The sequence below is a fragment of the Viridibacillus sp. d25.2 genome, from assembly GCF_055456015.2.
Map to the genome: position 1 here is coordinate 257745 of NZ_CM196652.1, position 23553 is coordinate 281297.

The window sequence follows — 23553 nt, forward strand, 5'->3', positions numbered from 1 at the left end:
ATGAATGATGGTGCAGACAGCTGAAGAGCTACTAAAATTACAACCTGTAGTGATGAAGCAGCTCCAAACAATTTTCGATAAAAAAAGACTGGGTCATGCTTACATATTTGAAGGTGGAAAAGGTTCTGGAACTGAAGCTATAATGCATTTCTTTGTGCAACTAATGTTTTGTGAGGAACCTCGGAAAAATGTTCCATGTGAAACATGTCGAAATTGTCAGCGCATAAAATCAGGAAATCACCCAAATTTCCACCAAATATACCCTGATGGTCAATTTATTAAAGTAGCAGCAATTGAGGCTTTGTTACATGAGATGAATAAGACAGGCCTAGAAGCAGGGCGAAAAGTATATGTCGTTCATGAGGCTGACCATTTGAATCCGCAATCTGCTAACAAATTATTAAAGTTTCTTGAAGAACCTGAAGGTATTGTGACGGCAATTTTCATTACAGATAATATAAATGCTATGCTGTCGACTATTCGATCGCGTTGCCAACATATTAAATTTCAGGGAATATCGAGAGAAACAATGAATAAAGAGCTTGTAGCGGGGGGAATTACGGCTTCAATGGCCGCTACTGTTAGCATGTTGACAAGCGATTTAGAGGAAGCTTTTTCTCTATCAAAAGATGATGAGTTTGCGCATGCCCGAAAAACAGTGTTAAAATTGGTAGAAGCAACCTTTACTAATGTACATGAATCTATGTTATCAGTACACGAGGATTGGCTGCCACTATTTAAAGAGAAAGAGCAAATGGAGTTGGCATTAGATTTACTGCTGTTTGCATTTCGTGACATTGTTGCGATTAAAGCAAATCCCGAAGCAGTGTGTACGTATCCAGATTGGTTATCGTATTGGAAGAAAGTTGCATTGCAGACGACGTATACTCGTTTATCGACGCAGTTGCAGGCGATATTACAAGCTCGTCAGCAATTACAGCGCAACATGAACCGAACGCTGATGATGGAGCAGCTTATGCTGAATCTGCAGGAGGGAAAATCCTTTGTATAACGTAGTTGGTGTTCGCTTTAAAAAAGCGGGTAAAATATATTATTTTGACCCTGGAGAATTTCTATTAAGTAAGGGTCAGTATGTAATTGTCGAAACTGCACGTGGCATTGAGTACGGCAAAGTCGTCGTCCCAATGAAACAAGTAGGTGAAAGTGATGTTGTACTACCATTAAAGCAAGTTGTACGACCAGCTGATGAACGCGACCGTTTCCAAGTTGATGAAAATACTATTGAATCGAAACGTGCTTTTGAATTGGCAACAGAAAAAATTACAGACCATGAACTAGAAATGAAATTAGTTGATGTTGAATATACATTTGACCGCAATAAAATTATTTTTTATTTTACAGCGGAAGGTCGAGTAGATTTTAGAGAGTTAGTAAAAGACTTAGCTGCTATTTTCCGCACACGAATTGAACTTCGTCAAATAGGTGTGAGAGATGAAGCGAAGATGCTTGGTGGAATAGGTCCATGTGGAAGAATGTTATGTTGTTCTACATTTTTGGGTGATTTTGAACCAGTTTCTATAAAAATGGCGAAGGATCAAAATTTATCACTTAACCCTTCCAAAATTTCAGGGTTATGTGGTCGTTTAATGTGTTGCTTGAAATATGAAAACGACGAGTATGAAGAAGCTAGAGAGCAAATGCCTGATATTGGTGCTTTAATTACAACGCCAGATGGTAGTGGAAAAGTAGTTGGTATGAATATATTAGAACGTGTGCTACAAGTAGAGCTTTCTGAGCAACAACGTATTTTGGATTATACATTGGAAGAAATTTTACAACACGAAAAAAGTTCTGTCCAATAGTGGAAATAATGAGGTGGCTTGAGTGGAGGACCGTAATTTCTTAGATACTGTTATGGAGTTCGAACAACAGCTAGAATCGATGCAGAAACAATTTGAGGCACTGAAGAAATTTGTTGCACTCATGATGGAAGAGCATCAAACGCTCCAGATGGAGAATCGACATCTTCGCACACGTCTAGAGGAAGTACTCTCTTCTAAACCAGAGGGAAAGGTTATTAAAGACGTTTCAGCGAAAAAGGTAGAAATCATTGATGTTGGTGAAGGTTATGATAATCTAGCGCGCCTGTATCATGAAGGATACCATGTATGTCATGTCCATTTCGGAGGTTCACGTAAGGGTGAGGATTGTTTATTCTGCCTATCATTTTTAAATAAACAAAACGGCTAAACAAAGACTGATTCCATTTTTAAAAGTGGAGGTCAGTCTTTTGCTATGTTGGAGGTAATAATATGGAACAATGGTTGAAAGAAGATGAGAGACTCGATTATCTTTTAGCAGAGGATCTACGCATTATTCAAAGTCCATCGGTGTTTTCATTCTCTCTTGATGCAGTGTTACTTGCAAAGTTTGTAAATGTACCTTATCAAAAAGGAAAGCTTATTGATTTATGCGCTGGTAATGGGGCTATTCCATTATTTTTGAGTGCTCGGACAAAAGGGCACATTACTGGAATAGAACTGCAAGAACGCCTTGTTGATATGGCTCAAAGAAGTGTTCAATATAACAAATTAGAAGAACAAATTGAGATTATGCAAGGTGATGTGAAGACAATTGCATCTGTACTTGGCGCGGAAAAGTATGATGTTGTGACATGTAATCCTCCTTATTTCCCTGCGCATGAGGCAAGTGATAAAAACTTGAAAGAGCATGTCGCTATTGCACGGCACGAAATTTATTTAACGTTAGACCAAATGGTTTTTTCTACAAGTAAATTGTTGAAACAAGGTGGAAAGGCCGCATTTGTCCACCGTCCTGGTCGTTTACTTGATATTGTAACCGCAATGCGAGCGAATCGATTGGAGCCAAAACGTATACGCTTTGTTTATCCGAAAGCTGGGAAAGAAGCAAATACCTTATTAATAGAAGGAATCAAAGATGGCAAGCCAGATTTAAAGATTTTGCCTCCTCTTTATGTATATGGAGAAGATGGTGAATATACAGCTGAAGTGAGAGAGATGCTATATGGAAAAGAACAATAAGCATCTCATGTATGTTCTCGAATGTGGTGATGGAACTTACTATACAGGTTATACAAATGATTTAGAACATCGCATCAGTGTCCATAATCAAGGCAGAGGTGCTAAGTATACAAGAGCGCGTTTACCTGTACGTTGCATTTACTTTGAAGATTACGAGACAAAGCAAGAAGCAATGCGAGCTGAATACGCATTCAAACAATTAACACGGAAACAAAAGATTGACCATATAAGGAGCGGAGAACTGTGAAATCACAAAAAAGCGCCATGCATGAAAAGGCGAGTTGCCTATACTTAGTTGCTACACCTATTGGTAATTTAGAAGACATGACTATGCGAGCTATTCGTATTCTAAAAGAAGCTGATGTCATCGCAGCAGAAGATACACGTAATACAAAGAAACTTTGTAACTACTTTGAAATTGCTACACCACTTGTTAGTTACCATGATCATAATAAGGAGTATGGTGGTGAAAAGCTTCTAAACTATTTACGTGAAGGCAAAACAGTTGCATTAGTAAGTGACGCAGGTTTACCGTGTATATCAGATCCAGGTGCAGATATTGCTGCAAAGGCAATTGAAGAAGATTTTGCAGTAGTACCCATACCAGGTGCTAACGCAGCTATCACTGCTCTAATCGCATCAGGCTTAATCCCTCAACCATTCTTCTTCTATGGATTTTTGAGTCGTCAAAAGAAAGAACGTAAAGATGCTTTAGAAAAATTAAGTAAACGACAAGAGACAATTTTATTTTATGAAGCCCCTCACCGTTTGAAAGATACGTTAAAGGATATGCAGGCGACTCTTGGTAATCGTCGGATTGTTTTAGCGCGCGAATTGACAAAGAAATTTGAGGAGTTTTTAAGAGGTACAATTGATGAAGCATTAGAGTGGGCAGTTGAAAGTGAAATTCGGGGAGAATTTTGTATTGTTTTAGAAGGTAATGCAAATGCTGATGAAGAAAAGGAAGTAGCTTGGTGGGACGAGCTCACGGTTGTCGACCACATAAATAAGTTAATAGAAGGACAGCAGCTATCATCTAAAGATGCTATTAAAGAAGTGGCAAAAGTAAGAGGCCTTGCTAAGCGAGATGTGTATCAAGCTTATCATGTAGAATAATACGTTCTATAAAATAAAAAACATCCGAAATGGCGAATATTTCGGATGTTTTCTATATATGAAATCACATTTGAAAAACAAGGTAGGTAATAATTTATTTGTTATTGTACAACTTGTTGCTCGAATATAATCAAATCCTCTAAATTATTTAGTTAATTTATTTTGGATTTCTTTTACAAGGATCTCAGCGCCTTCAGGGCTTAGGATTAAGCTACCACCAGCAAGACGGAAGTTATCATCAGACACTTCGCCTGTTACTGCACAAGTCATATTAGGTAAATATTTTTTTAAGATGATTTTATCATCATCAACGTAAATTTCAAGAGCGTCTTTTTCAGCAATTCCTAGAGTACGGCGAAGTTCGATAGGAATAACCACGCGACCTAATTCATCAACTTTGCGGACAATACCAGTAGATTTCATGACAAGAATTCCTCCTATATTATTATGATTTTTCGTCAAATTTCGACATAGATTCTGTGTCTGTTGTTTATCATACCAACTAATGCCATAAACGTCAATTATTTTTGTTTAAAAATGATATTTTTTTTCAAATAAATTCCGTTCTTTAAGTAGTAATTACATATAATTTTGACTTTACCTCTCGAAAAAGCCTAAATTATAAGAGTTTTTTGCTATATTTAAGTATCTCGAATTCGAAAATTAATATTCGACAAATTTCGTCAAATTATCGTTTTATAATCTTTGATTGAAAGGTTTTTCGTACTTGGTTAGAATAGAAAGTATACTGTAGAGCACTGGAGGAAGTTTTCGTGGACAATCAAAAGAAAACATTCTATATAACAACACCTATTTATTACCCTAGTGGTAAATTTCATATCGGGACTGCATATACAACTGTAGCCTCTGATACGATCGCACGCTATAAACGTTTGAGAGGATACGACGTTCGTTTCCAAACGGGGATGGACGAGCATGGTCAAAAAATTCAAGAAAAAGCAGCTGAGGCTGGTAAAGAACCACAGGAATATGTGAATGAAATTGCTGAATCAGCAAAAGCTATTTGGAAGTTGATGGACATCTCTTATGATGATTTTATCCAGACAACAGAAAAACGTCATACAGACGCTGTTGAAAAGATTTTTCAAAAATTCCTAGACAACGGTGATATTTATAAAGGGGAATATGAAGGTTGGTATTGTACACCGTGTGAATCATACTTTACTGAATCACAATTGGATAATGGCAACTGCCCTGACTGCGGCCGCCCTGTTCATAAAGTAAAAGAAGAATCGTATTTCTTTAATATGAAGAAATACGCTAATCGCCTTCTGAAATATTATGAAGATAATGTAGAGTTTATTGAACCGGAATCTCGCAAAAACGAAATGATCAATAACTTTATCAAACCTGGTTTAGAAGACCTATCTGTTTCACGTACTTCTTTTGACTGGGGAATTAAAGTTCCTGGAGATCCAAAACATGTTATTTATGTATGGGTTGACGCTTTAACAAACTATATTACAACGTTAGGCTATTTATCTAACGACGATACATTATTCAAAAAGTACTGGCCGGCCGATGTACATGTTGTTGGTAAAGATATAGTACGTTTCCATACAATTTACTGGCCTATCTTCTTAATGGCTCTAGATTTACCATTACCTAAAAAAGTATTTGCTCATGGTTTTATAATGATGAAGGATGGCAAAATGTCGAAATCTAAAGGTAATGTTGTATATCCTGAAATGCTCGTTGAGCGTTATGGATTGGATGCAACACGTTATTTCCTATTACGTGAGTTACCATTCGGATCAGATGGGGTATTCTCACCAGAATCGTTTGTCGAACGAACAAACTTTGATCTTGCCAATGACCTTGGTAACTTATTAAACCGTACAGTTTCTATGATGAACAAATATTTCGACGGACACATACCAACTGAAGGTTTAGAACCAACGGAATTTGATGCGGCACTTGTCGCTCAAGCTGTGGACACAAAAGCGAAATACGAAGAAAATATGGAAAGAATGCAGTTTAGTGTAGTTCTCTCTGATGTATGGGCATTAGTTTCGCGTACAAACAAATATATTGATGAAACAGCACCATGGGTTTTAGCTAAAGACGAAGCGTTAAAAGGCCAATTAGCAACTGTAATGGCCAATTTAGCAGAAAGTTTACGACAAATAGCAGTTATGATTCAACCATTTATGACAAATGCACCAAAACAAATTATGGAACAGCTTGGATTAGATGATGAATTATTGGCTTGGGATACACTAAATAAATTTGGTGCAATTCCAACTGGTAAAAAAGTCATTGAAAAAGGTGTGCCAATTTTCCCTCGTCTAGATAACGAGGTAGAAGTTAGTTATATTCGCGAACAAATGCGAGGTTCAGTTCAACCAATTGAAGAACCTAAAAAAGAAGTGGTAGCTAAAAAAGAAGAAGATGTACCAGAAATCTCTATTGAAGATTTTATGAAAGTTGATCTTCGTGTCGCAACTGTCACTGCATGCGATAAAATACCGAAAGCAGATAAGTTATTAAAACTACAATTGGATCTAGGTTATGAGCAACGCCAAGTTGTTTCAGGGATTGCAGAGTATTACAAACCAGAAGAATTAATCGGACGCAAAGTTATCGTTGTTGCTAATTTAAAACCAGTAAAACTTCGTGGTGAACTTTCTCAAGGTATGGTTTTGGCAGGAAGTAAAGATGGAATTTTAACTTTAGCAACCGTTGATCAAAAACTAGAAAACGGTGCAAAAGTAAAATAAATATATAATAACTACTAAAGAATCATGTTGTTGATAATGAGGGGGCCTAAAATCCCTTAAAAATCGCTATTTTTCTTAAGTTGTCAGAAAAACCAAGAGCCTACTGTATGATTTAGTAGGCTCTTGGTTCTATTTATGGATATGATATTTTTTTGTGAAATTGTGTTTTTGGAATATGGTATTAGTATAAAAATAACATGGTGAAATTTAAATGCCTATAAATATTCCTTTATATGGTTAATGAAACAATTCAGAAAGTCTTTGTAATCAAATTGTAATATGAATGACAACTCTGAAATCTGTTCTTTGTCTAAAATAAAACTACTGTGAGGAGAATGACGATGTTTATCGATACACATGTGCATTTAAATGCAGACCAATATGAAGAGGATTTGCAAGAAGTAATCCAACGCGCATTAGACGCTGGCGTAAAAGAGATGGTTGTCGTAGGTTTTGACAGACCAACAATTGAAAAAGCGATGAAGTTGATTGATGAATATCCATTTTTGTATGCTGTAATCGGTTGGCATCCTGTAGATGCAATTGACTGCACAGAAGAGGATTTACAATGGATTGAGGAATTAGCAGCCCATCCTAAAGTAGTAGCAATCGGTGAAACAGGACTTGATTATTATTGGGATAAATCACCAAAAGAAATACAACAAGAGTTATTGCGTAAACAAATTCGATTGGCACAAAAATTAGATTTACCAATCGTCATTCATAATCGTGATGCAACAGAAGATTGTGTGCGCATTTTGAAAGAAGAGCATGCAGAAATTACAGGCGGAGTTATGCACTGTTATAGCGGTAGCGTAGAAATTGCAAAAGAGTGCATCAACATGAATTTCATGATCAGCTTAGGTGGTCCAGTTACGTTCAAAAATGCAAAAAAACCAAAAGAAGTTGCAAAAGAAATTCCACTTGAATATTTGATGATTGAAACAGATGCTCCTTACTTGGCCCCTCACCCACATCGAGGTAAAAGAAATGAGCCATCATTAGTACCGTTAGTAGCAGAAGAAATAGCGCGCCTAAAGGAAATATCGGTAGAAGAAGTAGCATCGGCAACAACCGCCAATGCCCACCGTTTTTATAAAATTACAAAATAAAATGCAGGGTCGCCTCCCTTACTTCGGATAGGAAAACTTGCTGTGTTGTCAAAATTAGGGAAAAATCTTAGGTGTTGACAGCTAAAAAGAAGGTCTATATAATCCAACGAGTGATAAGGAGGCGTTTTTCATGACAAAAAATTCCATGAAAAACCTGTTTTCAAGATCATTGAGGAGTAAGCAGACAGTGATGATGGTATTGTCTATCGCACTAGTAATTGCTTTCGTAGCTTCGAATTTATTCGAAAGTACAAACACAACCGTGGTAAACGGTGATCATCAAGAAGTTACAGCACAAAACAATATTGCCGGAGTTAAAACATCCGACAATGATAAAATACAAACCTCAGTGAATACGAATTTTAAAAATAATAATAAAAATTCGTATGAACAGGCATTAAATTTAACCATCCAAGGTGATGGTAGCAACAAGATGGCAGGAACCACTTCGACTACGGTCGCTGACTTTTTAAAGCAACCAATAGTTGAGTCAGGCGAAATAGAACGCGCACAACAAAAAACTAAGGCGCTAGCTAAAACACCTAACACAACGGCTTTTGATGTTCGAGTACAAAAGGTCACCGATGTGGTGGAAGGCTCTAAGGGCTCCACAACTGACGTTAGTAATAACAAGATTACCAAAGTTAGCAAAGCCAAAACCTATAAAACTAAAGGTCGCCTAAATTTACGGAAAAGTGCAGGTACAAAATACAAAGTGCTTCTAACGATTCCAAAAGGAAAAAAAGTGACGTACAAAGGTAAAAAGGGTTCTTGGTATAAAGTTAAATATAAAGGCAAAACGGGTTATGTTTCGTCAAAATATTTAACATCCACTAAAAAAGTTTCAAAACGGAGGACACCATCTCGTTCGGACGAGCCGTCTAGTGGTCAAACTATGTATGTAACAGCTACAGCTTATACAGCTTTCTGTAACGGTTGTTCGGGCAAAACGGCTACAGGTATCGACTTACGAAAAAATCCGAATATAAAAGTAATTGCGGTTGATCCAAGAGTTATTAAGTTAGGTTCTAAAGTTTGGGTCGAAGATTATGGCTATGCAATTGCTGGGGATACTGGTGGCGCGATTAAAGGAAGCAAAATCGATGTCTTTATTTCAAATAAGCAAGCTGTTTATAATTGGGGTCGTAAAAGAGTTAAAATAAAAGTATTAAACTAATACTGTCGTTTAACATATAGAAATGAAAAGCTTTCCTTGCATTTGTAAGGGGAGCTTTTTTTATTGGGAACCGTCTTGCCGAGTGAAAACGAGTCATCTTGCTCAAGCTACTGTACAATATAAGTAATAAAGCAGTAAAATAGTCAAAGGACATTTTAGAAAAGAGGATAAGATATCCGTGGAAATAAAGGAATTTATTGTGGTCGAAGGAAAAGACGATACGACAGCAATTAAACGGGCTGTTCATGCAGATACGATCGAAACGAACGGTTCCGCTATTTCAGAGGAAGTTCTACAACGAATTCAACATGCCCAAGAAAAACGAGGTGTCATCGTTTTTACGGATCCAGATTATCCAGGGAGACGTATTCGTGCGATTATTGAACAAAGAGTGCCGGATGTAAAACATGCATTTTTACCGAAAAAGAAAACGATTTCCAAAAACGGTAAAAGTCTAGGTATAGAACATGCAAAAGACGGAGATATTCGTTATGCCCTTTCAAATGTTTATACACAAAGAGGGGCAAAAGAGGATGTACAGATTATCACATTAGATGATTTAATAATGGCACAGCTATTATCACATCCTAATGCAAAAGCACGTAGAGAACGAATAGGTGAATTATTAAATATAGGTTCAACGAATGGCAAACAATTGCACAAACGATTACAAATGTTTCAAATAACTTTAGAGCAATTCGGAGAAGCAATTACACAGATAAATCAGGAGGAACAAAATGCATAAAGATATTGCAACGCCTTTACGCACGCAAGAGATTTTAAAGAAATATGGCTTTTCATTCAAAAAAAGTTTAGGGCAAAATTTTTTAATTGACCCTAATATTCTTCGTAACATAGTAAGCTATGCTGATTTAACAGAAGATAGTGTGGCAATTGAGGTTGGTCCTGGTATAGGCGCCTTAACGGAGCATTTAGCTCGCTCAGCAGGGCAGGTTGTATCGTTTGAGATTGATCAACGTTTATTACCAGTTCTAGAAGACACATTAAGCCCATATGATAATGTGAAAGTAGTACATTCGGATATTTTAAAAGCAAATGTAGCTGAGGAGTTAAGCTCGGAATTTGCGAAGTACAAAGACATTATGGTAGTGGCGAATTTACCCTACTACGTAACAACTCCTATTTTACTAAAATTATTAATGGAGAAACTACCTATACGTGGTATGGTCGTGATGATGCAAAAAGAAGTAGCAGATCGTATTTCGGCACAGCCTGGTACAAAAGCGTATGGGTCATTATCGATTGCTATCCAATATTACATGAAAGCTGAAGTAGTGATGATTGTACCAAAAACTGTTTTCATGCCACAGCCGAATGTAGATTCAGCAGTGATTCGCTTAACGCGTCATGCAGAGCCACCAGTAGATGTAATAGATGAAGAATTCTTATTTGAAGTATCAAGAAGTTCATTTGCGCAACGTCGTAAAACGATTCTAAATAACTTACAATCACAGTTGCCGAACGGTAAAGAAAAGAAAGAAAAAATTCTAAAAGCACTATCTGATTGTAATATTGACCCAACTCGTCGCGGTGAAACTCTATCTATTATTGAGTTTGGACAGCTGGCTGATGCACTTTATCCTACCTTCCGTCAATAAACGTTTCTGTTACAATCTCTGAACACTCGTAAAAAAAATATAGATTTTTGAACAAAAAACAATTGACATCACTATTGTGGATTGATAAAATAATTTATTTGACTTGACGAATTAGATTCCCTAATGTATAATGGTTTATAGTGAGGTGTAAGCGAAAATGCCAAAAACTTTAGCCGACATTAAGAAGTCGTTAGATTGTCATTTGGGTAGACGTTTGCAATTAAAAGCAAACGGTGGTCGCAAGAAAACGGTTGAGCGCGCTGGAATATTACGTGAAACATATCGCGCAGTATTTGTAGTTGATCTTGATCAAGATGAAAACGCTTTTGAGCGAGTTTCTTACAGCTACACAGATATTTTAACAGAAGCAGTAGAGATTACATTTGACGATGACATCAAAGAATTGGTCATCGCCAAGTAAGTGCATTTATAATCGAATATTTTTTTCGGACACTTGTAACGTATTCTTTGCGTAAGAATATTTTATGAGTGTTTTTGTTTTTTTTTTGAACATACTATAATTGTCAGTCATCTAAGGAGGAATTTCGGATGGCAAGAAAACGTATCATGTCGGATCGTTTGAAAGAAGAAATCGCAAAAGATCTTGGATTTTACGATGTAGTAGAGCGAGAAGGATGGGGCGGGATCAAATCACGAGATGCCGGTAACATGGTCAAAAGAGCAATCGAAATGGCACAACAGCAATTAGCTGAAGAAGCGAAATCAAAGTAGATTGATGATTGGCCAAAATTGATGAACTGACAACTGGCTACCTCACAGCTTAAGCTTTCAACTGTGAGGTAGCTTTTCATTTTTTACACAAAGATTCAACTGGGATAAAAATCTCTCAATTGCTAAGGTAGAAGTTTATTTACAAAGGTCTTCCTGTGGTAGAATAATAATCAGTGAAAAAAGCACGAATAAAAGAATCACTTTTTTTATATAAAACCTGCTAGGAAGGGGGCAGCGTTATGCTTTACGTAAAAGCACCTGCCAAGATTAATTTAACACTAGATGTACTTTACAAACGTCCTGATGGCTACCATGAAGTAGAGATGATTATGACAACGGTTGATCTCGCTGATAGAGTTGGCCTTAGAACTAGAAAAGATGGGCTTATTAAAATTCATTCGACAGATCGTTTTGTACCTGATGATCAAAGAAACCTAGCTTATCAAGCAGCTAAATTATTAAAAGATACATACAATATAGACAAAGGTGTATCTATTACTATTGAAAAACATATTCCAGTAGCAGCTGGACTAGCTGGAGGTAGTAGTGATGCTGCCGCAACTTTGAAAGGCTTAAATACATTATGGAACTTAAACTTAACTATGGATGAAATCGCAGAGTTAGGAGCTAAGATTGGTTCTGATGTATCTTTTTGTGTTTATGGAGGTACTGCGCTCGCAACAGGCCGAGGAGAGCATATAAAGGCTATTTCAGCGCCTCCAAGTTGCTGGGTAGTACTAGCTAAGCCAACGATTGGCGTCTCAACAGCGGCTGTTTATGGTGGTTTAAACGTGGAAGAGGTTGTCCATCCGAATACACAACAAATGATTCAAGCTATTGAAGCGGATGATTATGAATTGCTGTGTGATACAGTCGGGAATGTATTAGAAACGGTTACATTAAAATTACATCCAGAAGTAGCAGTGATTAAAGAACAAATGAAACGTTTTGGAGCCGATGCCGTATTAATGAGTGGTAGCGGTCCAACGGTGTTTGGCCTCGTACAGAATGAGGCACGTGTAAGTCGTATTTATAATGGGTTAAGAGGTTTCTGTGATGAAGTATATGCAATTCGTATGCTTGGAGATCGCGATTCGCTTGCTTAAATACGTATAATTGTGGTATTTTTTGTATAAATCATTCGTGTTTAGGAGAGGATTTCATGAAATGGAAGCGTAGCGAACGCCTTGTTGACATGACGCATTATTTATTGGAGCATCCACAGCAATTAATCCCTCTTACATTTTTCGCAGAATTGTATCAATCGGCTAAATCTTCTATTAGTGAAGATTTATCGATTGTTAAAGATACATTTGAGGAAAGAGGGATTGGACTACTTGTGACTGTTCCAGGAGCAGCTGGGGGAGTAAAGTATATTCCTAAAATGCCAGAAGAGGCTGTTAAAGAAGTGATGCAAGAGCTTTTAAAAGAGTTAAGTCATTCAGATCGACTATTGCCAGGTGGATACTTATTTATGACAGATTTACTTGGTAATCCCGAGTTAATGAATCGTGTTGGAAAAGTATTTGCTTCGGCATTTTGCGATAAAGAAATAGATGTTATTATGACAGTAGCAACAAAAGGTATTTCGATTGCTCACGCTATTGCGAGACATTTAAATGTACCTGTAGTTGTAGTTCGTCGTGATAACAAAGTGACAGAGGGCTCCACTGTGAGTATTAACTATGTATCTGGTTCATCGCGTCGTATTCAAACGATGGTACTATCAAAGCGTAGCATGCAAAGTGGCCAACGCGTACTTATTACCGACGACTTTATGAAAGTTGGCGGTACAATGAATGGCATGAAAAACTTATTAGAAGAATTCGACTGTACACTAGCTGGCATCGCTGTGTTAGTAGAGGCCGAACATCTTGACGAGCGCTTAGTAGATGATTATTATTCACTTGTAAAATTAAAAGAAGTGAATGAAAAGGATCGTACAATTGCTTTAAGTGAAGGAAACTATTTTTAGAAGGGTGGAAATGAAAGATGCAAGTAGTAGCAACAAAAAATGCGCCAGCAGCAATTGGCCCATACGTACAAGGTATGATTTTAAATAATGTTTTTTATAGCTCAGGTCAAATTCCGTTAACACCAGCCGGAGAGTTTGTAGATGGTGACATCACTGAACAAACAAACCAAGTTTTTGAGAATTTAAAAGCAGTTCTTAAAGAAGCAGGCACTTCTTTAGAAAAAGTAGTTAAAACAACGGTATTTATTGCGGATATGAATGATTTTGCAGCAATGAATGAAGTATATGCTCAGCACTTTGGGGAGCATAAGCCTGCTCGTACAACTGTAGAAGTAGCGCGTCTGCCTAAAGATGCAAAAGTAGAAATTGAAGTCATTGCAGTAATCGGCTAAGTACCAATTAGGTGCGAGAAACGACTAAAAAAATATGGAAAGACTATCAATAAGCTGTTGAGCTTATTTGATAGTCTTTTTTTTTATAGAATCATTATTTTGTTGGAAAGTATACTGAATAAATGATTTAAGGTGATTATAAGTTAAAGCCTCCGACCGATTCCGGACGCAATTATGCCTCGGCATAATTGATTAATAGGATTGTAAACATTCGAAATTATTAAAAAATAAAAATAAGGAAAAAGAAGGAATATATAAATTTACATAGAATTAGAGTAGATAGAGTCATTTTGGCATCTTAGATGAGAGGTGGTGAGAGAATGGAAGTTACAGATGTAAGATTACGACGTGTACAAACTGATGGACGTATGCGTGCCATTGCTTCCATCACACTTGACAACGAATTTGTAGTGCATGATATTCGCGTCATTGATGGTAATGCAGGGCTATTCGTAGCAATGCCTAGTAAACGTACACCAGACGGAGAGTTTCGTGACATTGCACATCCGATTAATTCTGGAACTCGTACAAAAATTCAAGAAGCTGTACTGAAAGCTTACGAAGAGTCGAGTGATGAAGATGCGACGGTTTATGAAGAGCATCAAGAAATTCAATAATCCGTAAATTTAGAGCCCATTCATATGAATGGGCTCTTTTTTTATATCAGATTTTTATGCTTGCTAGTTTAATGAAAAGAGGAAATCTTTCAGCTGGAATCTATTATACAAAAGAATGAGATTTCTTTTTAAAAATTTATCAAAAATAATTCATATATGAGTGGGGTGTTTAGGTTTTAATTAATTTTACTTTTAAGCATATATAAATAAATGTATCAACTTGGAGAGTAAATGAAGATAATTTGGAAGTAGTTTTTATAATTTTGATTATTATAGAGTAATTGCTGTTTATTAGGTGGTGAACACTTTAAAGTGTTTTCTTATTTATAAGTATAGTTACTGGAATTTTTTTATAAAAAAACAAAAGATTTTAATAATAAATTGTTTGTCATAGTTTTGTCAAGTGGAGAAGCCTTGAAAATAAACTAAATTTGCTTTATAGTCAAAGGAGAAAATCAGCTAAAATGGAGGACTTGCGAAATGACGAATGTTTATGCCGTTATTCTGGCTGCTGGCCAAGGTACGCGTATGAAGTCCAAATTATATAAAGTTCTTCATCCGGTTTGTGGAAAACCAATGGTTGAACATGTAGTTGATCATATTCAATCATTAGATGTAGAACGTATAGTAACAATCGTAGGTTATGGCGCTGAAAAGGTAAAGGAACAACTTGGTGAAAAAAGTGAGTATGTATTGCAAGCGGAACAGCTTGGTACTGCACATGCTGTTCAACAGGTAGAACCGATCCTTGGAGAGCTAGAAGGCACAACGATTGTTATTTGTGGGGATACACCTTTAATCCGCCCCGAAACAATGAAGGCGTTGTTCGAGCATCATGAATCTAATCATGCAAAGGCAACAATTTTAACTGCTATCGCTGAAGATCCTACTGGCTATGGTCGAATTCTTCGCTCTACAGATCAACAGGTTGCTCAAATTGTTGAACAAAAAGATGCTACACCAGAACAACGACAAGTAAAAGAAATCAACACGGGCACTTATTGCTTTGATAATAAAGCGTTATTTGCTGCGTTGAAACTTGTAAAAAATGATAATGCTCAAGGTGAATACTATTTACCTGATGTCATTGAAATTTTACAAAAACAAGGTGAAGTAGTTGCAGCATATGTAACTGAAAATTTTGCTGAAACACTTGGTGTCAACGACCGCTTTGCTTTATCTCAAGCCGAAGAAATAATGCGTGCTAGAATTAATGAACAACATATGCGTAACGGGGTGACGATTATTAACCCAAACAACACATATATAAGTGTTGATGCGCAAATTGGTCATGACACAGTCATCCAACCGGGCGTTATTATAGAAGGTGCTTCAAGCATTGGAGAAGATTGTATCATTGGTCCAAATAGCCATATTCAAAATAGCCGTATTGGAAATCGCACAACTGTTCATTCATCTGTAGTACGTGATAGCGTTATCGGCGAAGATACATCTGTTGGTCCATTTGCGCATATCCGTCCAAATTCTGATTTGGGTGACCATGTGAAAATCGGAAACTTCGTTGAAGTAAAGAAAGCAAAAATTGACAACGGTAGTAAAGTGTCTCACTTATCGTACTTAGGAGATGCGGAAGTAGGTAAGGAAGTCAATATAGGTTGCGGTACGATTACTGTCAATTATGATGGTAAAAACAAGTTTAAAACAGTGATTGAAGATAATGCTTTTGTGGGGTGTAACTCTAATTTAGTTGCGCCTGTAACGGTAGGAAAAGGCTCATATGTAGCAGCTGGCTCTACAATTACAAAAAACATACCTGCTGATGCACTAGCGATTGCACGTTCTAGACAAGAAAACAAAGATAATTACGTTACCAAATTAAATTTAAAATAACTAAAATTACCAGGAGGCCATCATGCCGTATCAATATGCCAACTCAAAGTTAAAAATCTTTTCATTAAACTCAAATATACCTTTAGCTGAAGAAATTGCTAAAGAAGTAGGTGTCGAGCTAGGGAAATGCTCTGTTAAACATTTCAGTGATGGAGAAATTCAAATTAATATTGAGGAAAGTATTCGTGGTTGTGACGTATTTATCGTGCAGTCTACTTCAGCTCCAGTAAACGAAAATTTGATGGAATTACTTATTATGGTTGATGCCGTGAAACGTGCCTCAGCGCGCACAGTAAACGTAGTATTACCTTACTATGGTTATGCTCGCCAAGACCGTAAAGCACGTGCACGTGAACCGATTACGGCTAAATTAGTTGCTAACTTACTTGAAACTGCAGGAGCTACTCGTGCAATTGTTCTTGACTTGCATGCTCCACAAATCCAAGGTTTCTTCGATATCTTAATGGATCACTTAATCGGTGTACCGTTACTATCTGATCATTTTAAAGCAAAAGGCTTCAAATCAGAAGACGTTGTTATCGTATCACCAGACCACGGTGGTGTAACTCGTGCCCGTAAAATGGCTGATCGCTTAAAAGCTCCAATTGCTATTATCGATAAACGCCGTCCGCGTCCAAACGTTGCAGAAGTTATGAATATTGTTGGTAGCGTTGAAGGTAAGGTAGCAATCCTAATCGATGATATTATTGATACGGCAGGTACAATTACAATCGGTGCTGACGCATTAGTTAAAGCTGGTGCGAAAGAAGTTTACGCTTGCTGTACACACCCTGTATTATCAGGTCCAGCTATCGAACGTATTGATAACTCTGTTATTAAAGAATTAGTGATTACAAACTCTATCCAATTACCGGATGAGAAAAAATCACCGAAAATCAAACAACTATCTGTAGCAACATTATTAGCTGATGCAATCGTACGAATCTATGAAAATAAATCTGTAAGTACTTTATTCGATTAATAAAGGTAAATGTTTGAATTCCTAGCTAACGAGGTACATATATTAATGTGACTATGTTAACTAGGAAGGGAGACATGTATCTATATGAGTATTGTAGTTCCTACAAAAAAGCGTGAGGTTGGAAATCATTCTACTCTAACAGAACTTCGACAAAGAGGTTTTGTGCCAGCTGTGGTATATGGTTATAAGACAGAGGCAACTCCAATTGCGATTAGTGCAAGGGAGTATGAAAAAGCATTACGCTTAGATGGTAAAAACTCCATAGTAACATTAGAAATTGATGGTAAAAAATTAAATGCTGTATTAAACGAAGCTCAAAAATGTGCATTGAAGGGGACATTAGTCCACTTAGATTTTTTAGCGGTTAATATGTCAAATGCTTTAGAAGTGAGTGTACCAGTAAATCTTACTGGCGATTCAGTAGGTGCAAAAGAAGGTGGCGTTATTCAACAGCCTAATCGTGAAGTTACTGTTAAGGTAAGGCCATCAGATATTCCAGAATCAATAGAAGTTGATATTTCAACATTAGAAATTGGTGACACTTTAGTTGTTGGTGATATTCGTAGTATATCAACGTTTGAAATTCTAGATACTGATGATTGCCTTCTTGTTACCGTATCGGCACCTAAAGCTGATGAAGAAGCAACATCTGCAGCAATTATCGGTACGAAATAAATTTCATAAAAAGACTTACCATCTATAGATAAGTATGGTAAGTCTTTTTCTTTATTATAATCACTAGTTATTTGAAGAAATGTGGTCTTTAGGTCTCCTTCTGATTGAGCGTTGGAACAACTTTTACTTCATTACGTCTAATGTAATGGTATTGACACGATATTGTAATAATAGACGAAATGGTGTATCGTAAATGATTAAATTGTAGAAATGTGAGGTAAATAAGATGGAGAAAGTAAGAAAGCTTTGGAATCATACTGTAACGTATGTAGGTATGCGGACGATCTATTACTTGGCGATTCTCATTTTACTCGTTCTTTTATATGGTTTTCATGATATGAATGCAGGGCCATTCATATATACAGAATTTTAAAGTTAGGAGGGTTTCCATTGAACATACTTTCGGCTATTCAAAATATAGCCTTAAATAATGAGGATTCTATTGCATTTCAAAATGGAGATGCAACATTAAGTTACGGAGATTTATGGAAACAGTCAGAATCATTAGCCACGTATTTAACCACTTTAAATCTCCCAAAGCAAGCGCCTGTTATTGTATATGGTCATATGGCGCCGATGATGATCAGTTCTTTTTTAGGAGTGGTCAAATCAGGTCATCCATATATCCCAGTGGATGTATCAATTCCAAAAGAACGCATTCAAAGAATTATAGAGTGCTCAGGGGCAGCGTTTCTCATTGAAACAGAGAATCTAGAAAGAGATTCTCTTCAGCAGTCATCAATTCCTTCCATGTCGGAAGGTCAATTAGAAAATATAATTAATGAACAATCCAAAGTGCTGTCATCTTCTACTTGGGTGAAAGAAAATGAGAACTTTTACATTATTTATACTTCTGGCAGCACAGGAAATCCAAAAGGTGTGCAAATTACAGCGCGAAATTTAGAGAGCTTTGTTAGTTGGATGCATACAGACTTCCCAATAACAGATAGTAAAGTGTTTTTAAATCAAGCACCATTTTCATTTGATTTATCTGTAATGGACTTTTATCCTGCTCTAACTACAGGTGCTACATTATTCGCAATTACAAAAGAGATGATTGCAAATCCGAAGATATTGTTTGGGCAGTTAGCACAGTCTAAAACAAACGTTTGGACATCGACGCCATCATTTGTACAAATGTGTTTAATGAATCCTGACTTTTCGAATGAGATGTTGCCATCATTAAATACGTTTCTATTTTGCGGAGAAGTATTGCCGGTAGAAGTTGCAAATAAGTTATTGAAATTGTTCCCGAACGCGCGCATTTTCAACACATACGGACCAACAGAAGCAACTGTAGCTATTTCGGCAATAGAAGTGACTGAAGAATTATTAAATAATCATACTGCATTACCAATAGGTTATATAAAAGCTGATACTCAAATGCTTATTATAGATGAGGATAATCAAATATTGCCTGATGGTGAAAAAGGTGAAATGATTATAATTGGTCCAAGTGTTAGTAAAGGATATCTAGGGGAAGAAACATTAACTGAAAAAGCCTTTTTTGAATATAAAGGACAACAAGCATATCGTACAGGTGATGTTGGGTATCAGAAAAAAGGTTTACATTTCTATAGTGGTCGTGCGGATTTCCAAGTGAAGGTTCATGGCTATAGAATGGAAATCGAAGAAATTGAAAATCATTTATTACAATGCCAATATGTAGATTCTTGTGTAGTCGTACCGGTATATAAAAATGAGGCTATTGATTTCTTAGCAGCATATATTGTGCCTAAAGGACACTCTTTCGAAAAAGACTATCAATTATCGAGCGCTATAAAAAAAGAACTAGCAAAAGGTTTACCAGCATATATGATTCCGAGAAAATTTAATTACTGCGATCAGTTACCAATGACATCTAACGGTAAAATAAATAGAAAGCAATTAGTAGCTGAGGTTATGGTATGATTCCATATGGCTCGTTTATATTTTTCTTTTTAATTGGTATTTTACTATTACCTACAATTATTCTTGGATTGTTAGGTAAATCATCTAAAATTTATAATATGCTTGTGTCTATTGTTATATTGGCCGTTATTTTTGGAAATTCGAAGACCGGTGCAATATCTATTATTTTGTTTACGATTTTCCAAATTACTCTAATTAAAGGTTATCATCATTACAGAAAAGAACGTAACAATACAGTTGTATTCTGTATGATGGTTGTATTGGCAATATTGCCATTAGTGCTTGTGAAGGTATTACCATTGCTTGACTTGAATAATCTATTTGGATTCCTTGGTGTTTCTTATATCACATTTAAGTCCGTGCAGATCGTTATTGAAACACGTGACGGCTTAATGAAGAAGCAGACCTTACCAATTGGTGAGCTTATTTACTTCCTACTATTTTTCCCGACTGTCTCTTCAGGACCGATTGACCGTTGGAGAAGATTTGAGAAGGATGTTAATAAGACCTTTTCTAAAGAAGAGTATAAAGAGCTTGTATACTTAGGAATTAATAGTATTTTCCGAGGGTTCTTATACAAATTTATTTTAGCGTTTTTAATTTACAACAAAATTCTTGTGTACTTACCAGATCACGCAACATATATTCATTCACCATTTTGGGCTAACGTAGCGTATATGTATGTTTACAGCTTTTATCTATTCTTTGACTTTGCAGGCTACAGCGCCTTTGCTATAGGGGTAAGCTACTTGATGGGCGTTAAAACACCAGAAAACTTCAACATGCCATTCATTAGTAAAAATATTAAAGACTTTTGGAATCGTTGGCATATGAGTCTATCATTCTGGTTTAGAGACTATGTATATATGCGTTTTGTATTTTGGATGACAAAGAAAAAGTGGATTAAAAACCGTTATACCGTTTCTAATATTGGTTATTTCCTATTATTCTTCATTATGGGTGTATGGCATGGGCTAGAATGGCACTTTGTTATTTATGGCTTGTATCATGCAGCGCTTATTGTTGGATATGATTTCTTCGATCGATGGAATCGAAAACATAAACTATGGCCAAAAAATAAATGGACACATGTTGTATCCGTGTTTATAACATTTAACTTTATTTGCTTTGGCTTTTACATTTTCTCAGGACAACTATTTAAATAAAGAGGAGTTAGATTAAGATGGAAAAACAAAAAGTATATGAATTATTAGCAGAAGTATGTCAGGAAGATGTTGTTGTAGAGCAACCTGATATCGATTTGTTTGAAGAAGGTTTATTAGATTCGTTTGGTATCATTACATTTTTAGTAGAAGTTGAAGAAAAATTAGGTATTTCAGTATCAATTACAGAGTTTACACGCGAGGAGTGGAATACACCAAATCGTATCGCAGATCAGTTAGCTGAGCGTGTATGAGAAAGTATGCCTTCTTACCGCTCATCATTGCGGTAATCTTGTTTTTAGTATTTTTGTTTATACCAAATAAATGGCTCGGTTTTTTAATCTCAGATAAAGATGTCGAGCATTCAAAAACCGCTTTGAATCCGCTGATGTTCCAAGGGGAGTATTTTCAAAATCGTTTACTAAAAGACCCGAATATGTTCCCGATCTATGGCTCATCTGAGCTGAATCGCTTTGATCCATTCCATCCATATAACTACTTTAAAGCGAATGATGAAGGCTTTTCGACGTATTTATATGGCCGTGGGGGTACGCAATCAATTCATCATTTTATGAATTTTGCAGCACAAGAGGAAAATTTAAAGGGTAAGAAATTAGTATTCATCATTTCACCGCAATGGTTTAATGAGGTGGGGGTTGATGAGTTCCATTTCTCACCGAACTATTCGATGTTGCAGTCCTATGATTTAGCTTTGAATAATAAGATGAATCCTCAATTGAAGAAAAAAGCAATGGAGCGTCTTTTACAGTTTGATAGTGTACAAAGAGACTTTGTTTTATCAACAATTTATGAAAATGAATTAACAGATGGAGAAAAGTATCCGATAAAAGCAGCTTTAGCAAAACCGGTAGCTTTAATAAATAAAAAGTTAATGGAGAAAAAGGATTTGTACTACTCCATCATTGGAAAACCAAGCAAAAAAATGTATGCAAATCCAGAAATGGTTGCTGGGAAATCTTTTGAGCAGTTGACGGAGCATGCAGATGAATATGGTAGTCAGCGAATTACAACAAATGATTTATCCATTAACGATAAGTATTTTAAAAAGAAGATTGAGTTTAAGTTAGATGAACTCAAAGACTTCCGTAAACACGAAAGCTATACTGAGTCACCTGAGTATGAAGATTTTCAAATGGTCTTAGATGTACTAAAGGATGCTGGAGCGAAGCCAATGTTCGTATCTATTCCTGTAAATGGCAAATGGTATGATTATGCGGGATTCCCAAAAGAGCGTCGTGAGGAATATTACGCTAAGATTAATAAGCAGGTGAAAAGTGCAGGTTTTCCACTCATTGACTTTACTGGTTATGAGTACGAGCCTCATTTTATCAGTGATACAATTCATATTTCATGGAAAGGTTGGGTATATCTCGACCGAGAAATGGCCGATTATTGGAAACAATAGTCGTATAAAGGAAATCGCTTTATCATTTTATGATAGAGCGTTTTTTTTCATAACAAAAAGTCGAAAAACCACTAATAATTGCATTTTTTCATAATATCCAACGGTATGTGATAAAATAGCATGGATTAGGCAGAAAAGGAAGATGCTATTATGAAACTAATAATTGGTCTCGGCAATCCGGGGAAAACATATGAACATACACACCACAATGTCGGTTTTGATACCATCGACATATTAGCAGCAAAATGGGGCATATCATTAAATCAATCAAAATTTAATGGTATGTACGGCACCATTCATCGCCCAGAAGGCAAAGTAATGCTATTGAAGCCGCTTACGTATATGAATATCTCCGGCGAATGCGTAGGGCCAATCATGGATTATTTTGATATTGATGTGGAAGATATCATTGTTATTTATGATGATTTAGATCTAGATAAAGGAAAATTACGACTGCGTCAAAAGGGCAGTGCTGGCGGGCATAACGGTATAAAATCATTAATTCAGCATTTAGGTACTCAAAACTTTAACCGTATTCGTATTGGTATTAGCCGTCCGCCTGTTGGTATGAAGGTTTCTGATTACGTTCTCTCAAGGTTTTCGAAGGAAGATCAACCTTTGATTCAAGCTGCTTTTGAAAAAGCAGCGGATGCTTGTGAATATGCACTGGGCAAACCATTCATAGATGTTATGAACCAATTTAATTAATAGATGAGCATAAATTGCTATGCAGCTGTCTATACTTTTTATAAAGGAGGGCATGTTGCATATGGCAATTCATTATCGTTGTCGGCACTGTGAAACTGAGGTTGGGCTACTGCCTTTCGATTCAGAGGAAAGTGTCCGTAAGCTACATCAATTAAATAAAGAAGAGGCAGAACAATACATTCATAAAGACCATAATGGAGATACAACGGTCGATTGTATTTGTGAGCAATGTGAAGAATCATTAAAACAATTTCCAGATTATTATGCGTTAAAAAAATGGCTACAATAACGAAGAATGCTTTGGGCGCTATGCGTCCAAGGCCTTTTTCTGTA

At 36.4% G+C, this 23553-nt stretch carries 28 protein-coding genes; 27 read left to right on the plus strand and 1 reads right to left on the minus strand.

What is annotated here, in order from left to right:
• Positions 1-7: 7 nt before the first annotated feature.
• The 6 genes from holB (at position 8) to rsmI (ending at position 4139) form a co-directional block, all read left to right on the plus strand.
• Positions 8-1012, plus strand: coding sequence for a DNA polymerase III subunit delta' (holB, locus tag ACZLO7_RS01270; protein WP_464940545.1), 1005 nt, complete (start codon positions 8-10; stop codon positions 1010-1012).
• Entirely contained in the window at positions 1005-1823 is an 819-nt protein-coding gene (locus tag ACZLO7_RS01275; protein WP_464940504.1) for a PSP1 domain-containing protein, read from the plus strand. Before holB ends, ACZLO7_RS01275 begins: the two co-directional genes overlap by 8 nt.
• A gap of 22 nt (positions 1824-1845) precedes the next feature.
• Positions 1846-2211, plus strand: coding sequence for a DNA replication initiation control protein YabA (gene yabA / locus ACZLO7_RS01280; protein ID WP_464940505.1), 366 nt, complete (start codon positions 1846-1848; stop codon positions 2209-2211).
• Positions 2212-2273: 62 nt separating this feature from the next.
• Positions 2274-3023 carry a tRNA1(Val) (adenine(37)-N6)-methyltransferase gene (locus ACZLO7_RS01285; RefSeq protein ID WP_464940506.1) on the plus strand — a complete coding sequence of 250 codons (750 nt, stop codon included), beginning with the start codon at positions 2274-2276 and terminating at the stop codon, positions 3021-3023.
• Entirely contained in the window at positions 3007-3270 is a 264-nt protein-coding gene (locus tag ACZLO7_RS01290; RefSeq protein ID WP_464940507.1) for a GIY-YIG nuclease family protein, read from the plus strand. The genes ACZLO7_RS01285 and ACZLO7_RS01290 overlap by 17 nt, the downstream gene beginning before the upstream one ends.
• Positions 3267-4139, plus strand: a complete 873-nt coding sequence (gene rsmI, locus ACZLO7_RS01295; RefSeq protein ID WP_464940508.1) for a 16S rRNA (cytidine(1402)-2'-O)-methyltransferase — start codon at positions 3267-3269, stop codon at positions 4137-4139. The genes ACZLO7_RS01290 and rsmI overlap by 4 nt, the downstream gene beginning before the upstream one ends.
• Before the next feature lie 144 nt (positions 4140-4283).
• Here rsmI and abrB read toward each other — a convergent pair whose 3' ends face one another.
• Complete coding sequence (gene abrB / locus ACZLO7_RS01300; protein WP_464940509.1) at positions 4284-4562, minus strand: transition state genes transcriptional regulator AbrB; 279 nt, start codon at positions 4560-4562, stop codon at positions 4284-4286.
• A 350-nt stretch (positions 4563-4912) separates the two neighbouring features.
• On the opposite strand from abrB, the gene metG reads away from it, so the two are divergent.
• The 21 genes from metG (at position 4913) to ACZLO7_RS01405 (ending at position 23509) form a co-directional block, all read left to right on the plus strand.
• Positions 4913-6880: a methionine--tRNA ligase gene (gene metG, locus ACZLO7_RS01305; protein WP_464940510.1), complete on the plus strand. Its 1968-nt coding sequence runs from the start codon at positions 4913-4915 to the stop codon at positions 6878-6880.
• Between the two features lie 341 nt (positions 6881-7221).
• The gene (locus ACZLO7_RS01310) at positions 7222-7992 is read left to right on the plus strand and encodes a TatD family hydrolase (RefSeq protein ID WP_464940511.1); all 771 of its coding nucleotides are present in this window, start codon (positions 7222-7224) and stop codon (positions 7990-7992) included.
• 130 nt (positions 7993-8122) lie between these two features.
• Positions 8123-9169: a 3D domain-containing protein gene (locus ACZLO7_RS01315; protein WP_464940512.1), complete on the plus strand. Its 1047-nt coding sequence runs from the start codon at positions 8123-8125 to the stop codon at positions 9167-9169.
• 178 nt (positions 9170-9347) lie between these two features.
• Positions 9348-9914 carry a ribonuclease M5 gene (gene rnmV / locus ACZLO7_RS01320; protein ID WP_464940513.1) on the plus strand — a complete coding sequence of 189 codons (567 nt, stop codon included), beginning with the start codon at positions 9348-9350 and terminating at the stop codon, positions 9912-9914.
• Positions 9907-10788: a 16S rRNA (adenine(1518)-N(6)/adenine(1519)-N(6))-dimethyltransferase RsmA gene (gene rsmA, locus ACZLO7_RS01325; protein WP_464940514.1), complete on the plus strand. Its 882-nt coding sequence runs from the start codon at positions 9907-9909 to the stop codon at positions 10786-10788. The genes rnmV and rsmA overlap by 8 nt, the downstream gene beginning before the upstream one ends.
• Positions 10789-10945: 157 nt before the next feature.
• Complete coding sequence (veg, locus tag ACZLO7_RS01330) at positions 10946-11209, plus strand: biofilm formation stimulator Veg (protein ID WP_038179237.1); 264 nt, start codon at positions 10946-10948, stop codon at positions 11207-11209.
• A 128-nt stretch (positions 11210-11337) separates the two neighbouring features.
• Positions 11338-11520 (plus strand): small, acid-soluble spore protein, alpha/beta type, encoded by a 183-nt coding sequence (locus tag ACZLO7_RS01335; RefSeq protein ID WP_076035404.1) that lies wholly within the window; start codon positions 11338-11340, stop codon positions 11518-11520.
• 239 nt (positions 11521-11759) lie between these two features.
• The gene (gene ispE / locus ACZLO7_RS01340; protein ID WP_464940515.1) at positions 11760-12626 is read left to right on the plus strand and encodes a 4-(cytidine 5'-diphospho)-2-C-methyl-D-erythritol kinase; all 867 of its coding nucleotides are present in this window, start codon (positions 11760-11762) and stop codon (positions 12624-12626) included.
• A gap of 56 nt (positions 12627-12682) precedes the next feature.
• The gene (gene purR / locus ACZLO7_RS01345) at positions 12683-13495 is read left to right on the plus strand and encodes a pur operon repressor (RefSeq protein WP_038179243.1); all 813 of its coding nucleotides are present in this window, start codon (positions 12683-12685) and stop codon (positions 13493-13495) included.
• Between the two features lie 17 nt (positions 13496-13512).
• Positions 13513-13887: a RidA family protein gene (locus tag ACZLO7_RS01350; RefSeq protein ID WP_464940516.1), complete on the plus strand. Its 375-nt coding sequence runs from the start codon at positions 13513-13515 to the stop codon at positions 13885-13887.
• Between the two features lie 320 nt (positions 13888-14207).
• A complete protein-coding gene (gene spoVG, locus ACZLO7_RS01355) occupies positions 14208-14504 on the plus strand; it encodes a septation regulator SpoVG (protein ID WP_053418378.1) in 297 nt (98 codons plus the stop codon).
• 480 nt (positions 14505-14984) lie between these two features.
• Complete coding sequence (glmU, locus tag ACZLO7_RS01360; protein WP_464940517.1) at positions 14985-16355, plus strand: bifunctional UDP-N-acetylglucosamine diphosphorylase/glucosamine-1-phosphate N-acetyltransferase GlmU; 1371 nt, start codon at positions 14985-14987, stop codon at positions 16353-16355.
• Between the two features lie 22 nt (positions 16356-16377).
• Positions 16378-17337, plus strand: a complete 960-nt coding sequence (locus ACZLO7_RS01365; RefSeq protein ID WP_464940518.1) for a ribose-phosphate diphosphokinase — start codon at positions 16378-16380, stop codon at positions 17335-17337.
• Positions 17338-17421: 84 nt separating this feature from the next.
• Entirely contained in the window at positions 17422-18012 is a 591-nt protein-coding gene (locus ACZLO7_RS01370; protein ID WP_464940519.1) for a 50S ribosomal protein L25/general stress protein Ctc, read from the plus strand.
• Positions 18013-18238: 226 nt separating this feature from the next.
• Positions 18239-18385 carry a teichoic acid D-Ala incorporation-associated protein DltX gene (locus tag ACZLO7_RS01375; RefSeq protein ID WP_083446292.1) on the plus strand — a complete coding sequence of 49 codons (147 nt, stop codon included), beginning with the start codon at positions 18239-18241 and terminating at the stop codon, positions 18383-18385.
• 17 nt (positions 18386-18402) lie between these two features.
• Complete coding sequence (gene dltA / locus ACZLO7_RS01380; RefSeq protein ID WP_464940520.1) at positions 18403-19923, plus strand: D-alanine--poly(phosphoribitol) ligase subunit DltA; 1521 nt, start codon at positions 18403-18405, stop codon at positions 19921-19923.
• On the plus strand, positions 19920-21089 hold the full coding sequence (gene dltB, locus ACZLO7_RS01385) for a D-alanyl-lipoteichoic acid biosynthesis protein DltB (RefSeq protein WP_464940521.1): 1170 nt from the start codon (positions 19920-19922) through the stop codon (positions 21087-21089). The genes dltA and dltB overlap by 4 nt, the downstream gene beginning before the upstream one ends.
• A 17-nt stretch (positions 21090-21106) precedes the next feature.
• Positions 21107-21340 carry a D-alanine--poly(phosphoribitol) ligase subunit 2 gene (gene dltC / locus ACZLO7_RS01390; RefSeq protein ID WP_427752947.1) on the plus strand — a complete coding sequence of 78 codons (234 nt, stop codon included), beginning with the start codon at positions 21107-21109 and terminating at the stop codon, positions 21338-21340.
• On the plus strand, positions 21337-22512 hold the full coding sequence (gene dltD / locus ACZLO7_RS01395) for a D-alanyl-lipoteichoic acid biosynthesis protein DltD (protein WP_464940522.1): 1176 nt from the start codon (positions 21337-21339) through the stop codon (positions 22510-22512). The genes dltC and dltD overlap by 4 nt, the downstream gene beginning before the upstream one ends.
• 150 nt (positions 22513-22662) lie before the next feature.
• On the plus strand, positions 22663-23220 hold the full coding sequence (pth, locus tag ACZLO7_RS01400; RefSeq protein ID WP_464940523.1) for an aminoacyl-tRNA hydrolase: 558 nt from the start codon (positions 22663-22665) through the stop codon (positions 23218-23220).
• Positions 23221-23281: 61 nt separating this feature from the next.
• Complete coding sequence (locus tag ACZLO7_RS01405; protein ID WP_464940524.1) at positions 23282-23509, plus strand: anti-sigma-F factor Fin; 228 nt, start codon at positions 23282-23284, stop codon at positions 23507-23509.
• The last annotated feature ends 44 nt before the right edge of the window (positions 23510-23553 follow it).

Coding starts and splice junctions, on each gene's coding strand:
- ACZLO7_RS01315 (WP_464940512.1), top strand. CDS start 8,123: ATGACAAAAAATTCCATGAAAAACCTGTTTTCAAGATCATTGAGGAGT.
- ispE (WP_464940515.1), top strand. CDS start 11,760: ATGCTTTACGTAAAAGCACCTGCCAAGATTAATTTAACACTAGATGTA.
- holB (WP_464940545.1), top strand. CDS start 8: ATGGTGCAGACAGCTGAAGAGCTACTAAAATTACAACCTGTAGTGATG.
- ACZLO7_RS01370 (WP_464940519.1), top strand. CDS start 17,422: ATGAGTATTGTAGTTCCTACAAAAAAGCGTGAGGTTGGAAATCATTCT.
- dltB (WP_464940521.1), top strand. CDS start 19,920: ATGATTCCATATGGCTCGTTTATATTTTTCTTTTTAATTGGTATTTTA.
- ACZLO7_RS01310 (WP_464940511.1), top strand. CDS start 7,222: ATGTTTATCGATACACATGTGCATTTAAATGCAGACCAATATGAAGAG.
- spoVG (WP_053418378.1), top strand. CDS start 14,208: ATGGAAGTTACAGATGTAAGATTACGACGTGTACAAACTGATGGACGT.
- ACZLO7_RS01285 (WP_464940506.1), top strand. CDS start 2,274: ATGGAACAATGGTTGAAAGAAGATGAGAGACTCGATTATCTTTTAGCA.
- rsmA (WP_464940514.1), top strand. CDS start 9,907: ATGCATAAAGATATTGCAACGCCTTTACGCACGCAAGAGATTTTAAAG.
- ACZLO7_RS01335 (WP_076035404.1), top strand. CDS start 11,338: ATGGCAAGAAAACGTATCATGTCGGATCGTTTGAAAGAAGAAATCGCA.
- dltD (WP_464940522.1), top strand. CDS start 21,337: ATGAGAAAGTATGCCTTCTTACCGCTCATCATTGCGGTAATCTTGTTT.
- veg (WP_038179237.1), top strand. CDS start 10,946: ATGCCAAAAACTTTAGCCGACATTAAGAAGTCGTTAGATTGTCATTTG.
- abrB (WP_464940509.1), bottom strand. CDS start 4,562: ATGAAATCTACTGGTATTGTCCGCAAAGTTGATGAATTAGGTCGCGTG.
- ACZLO7_RS01405 (WP_464940524.1), top strand. CDS start 23,282: ATGGCAATTCATTATCGTTGTCGGCACTGTGAAACTGAGGTTGGGCTA.
- dltC (WP_427752947.1), top strand. CDS start 21,107: ATGGAAAAACAAAAAGTATATGAATTATTAGCAGAAGTATGTCAGGAA.
- ACZLO7_RS01290 (WP_464940507.1), top strand. CDS start 3,007: ATGGAAAAGAACAATAAGCATCTCATGTATGTTCTCGAATGTGGTGAT.
- ACZLO7_RS01375 (WP_083446292.1), top strand. CDS start 18,239: ATGGAGAAAGTAAGAAAGCTTTGGAATCATACTGTAACGTATGTAGGT.
- pth (WP_464940523.1), top strand. CDS start 22,663: ATGAAACTAATAATTGGTCTCGGCAATCCGGGGAAAACATATGAACAT.
- glmU (WP_464940517.1), top strand. CDS start 14,985: ATGACGAATGTTTATGCCGTTATTCTGGCTGCTGGCCAAGGTACGCGT.
- ACZLO7_RS01350 (WP_464940516.1), top strand. CDS start 13,513: ATGCAAGTAGTAGCAACAAAAAATGCGCCAGCAGCAATTGGCCCATAC.
- purR (WP_038179243.1), top strand. CDS start 12,683: ATGAAATGGAAGCGTAGCGAACGCCTTGTTGACATGACGCATTATTTA.
- ACZLO7_RS01365 (WP_464940518.1), top strand. CDS start 16,378: ATGCCGTATCAATATGCCAACTCAAAGTTAAAAATCTTTTCATTAAAC.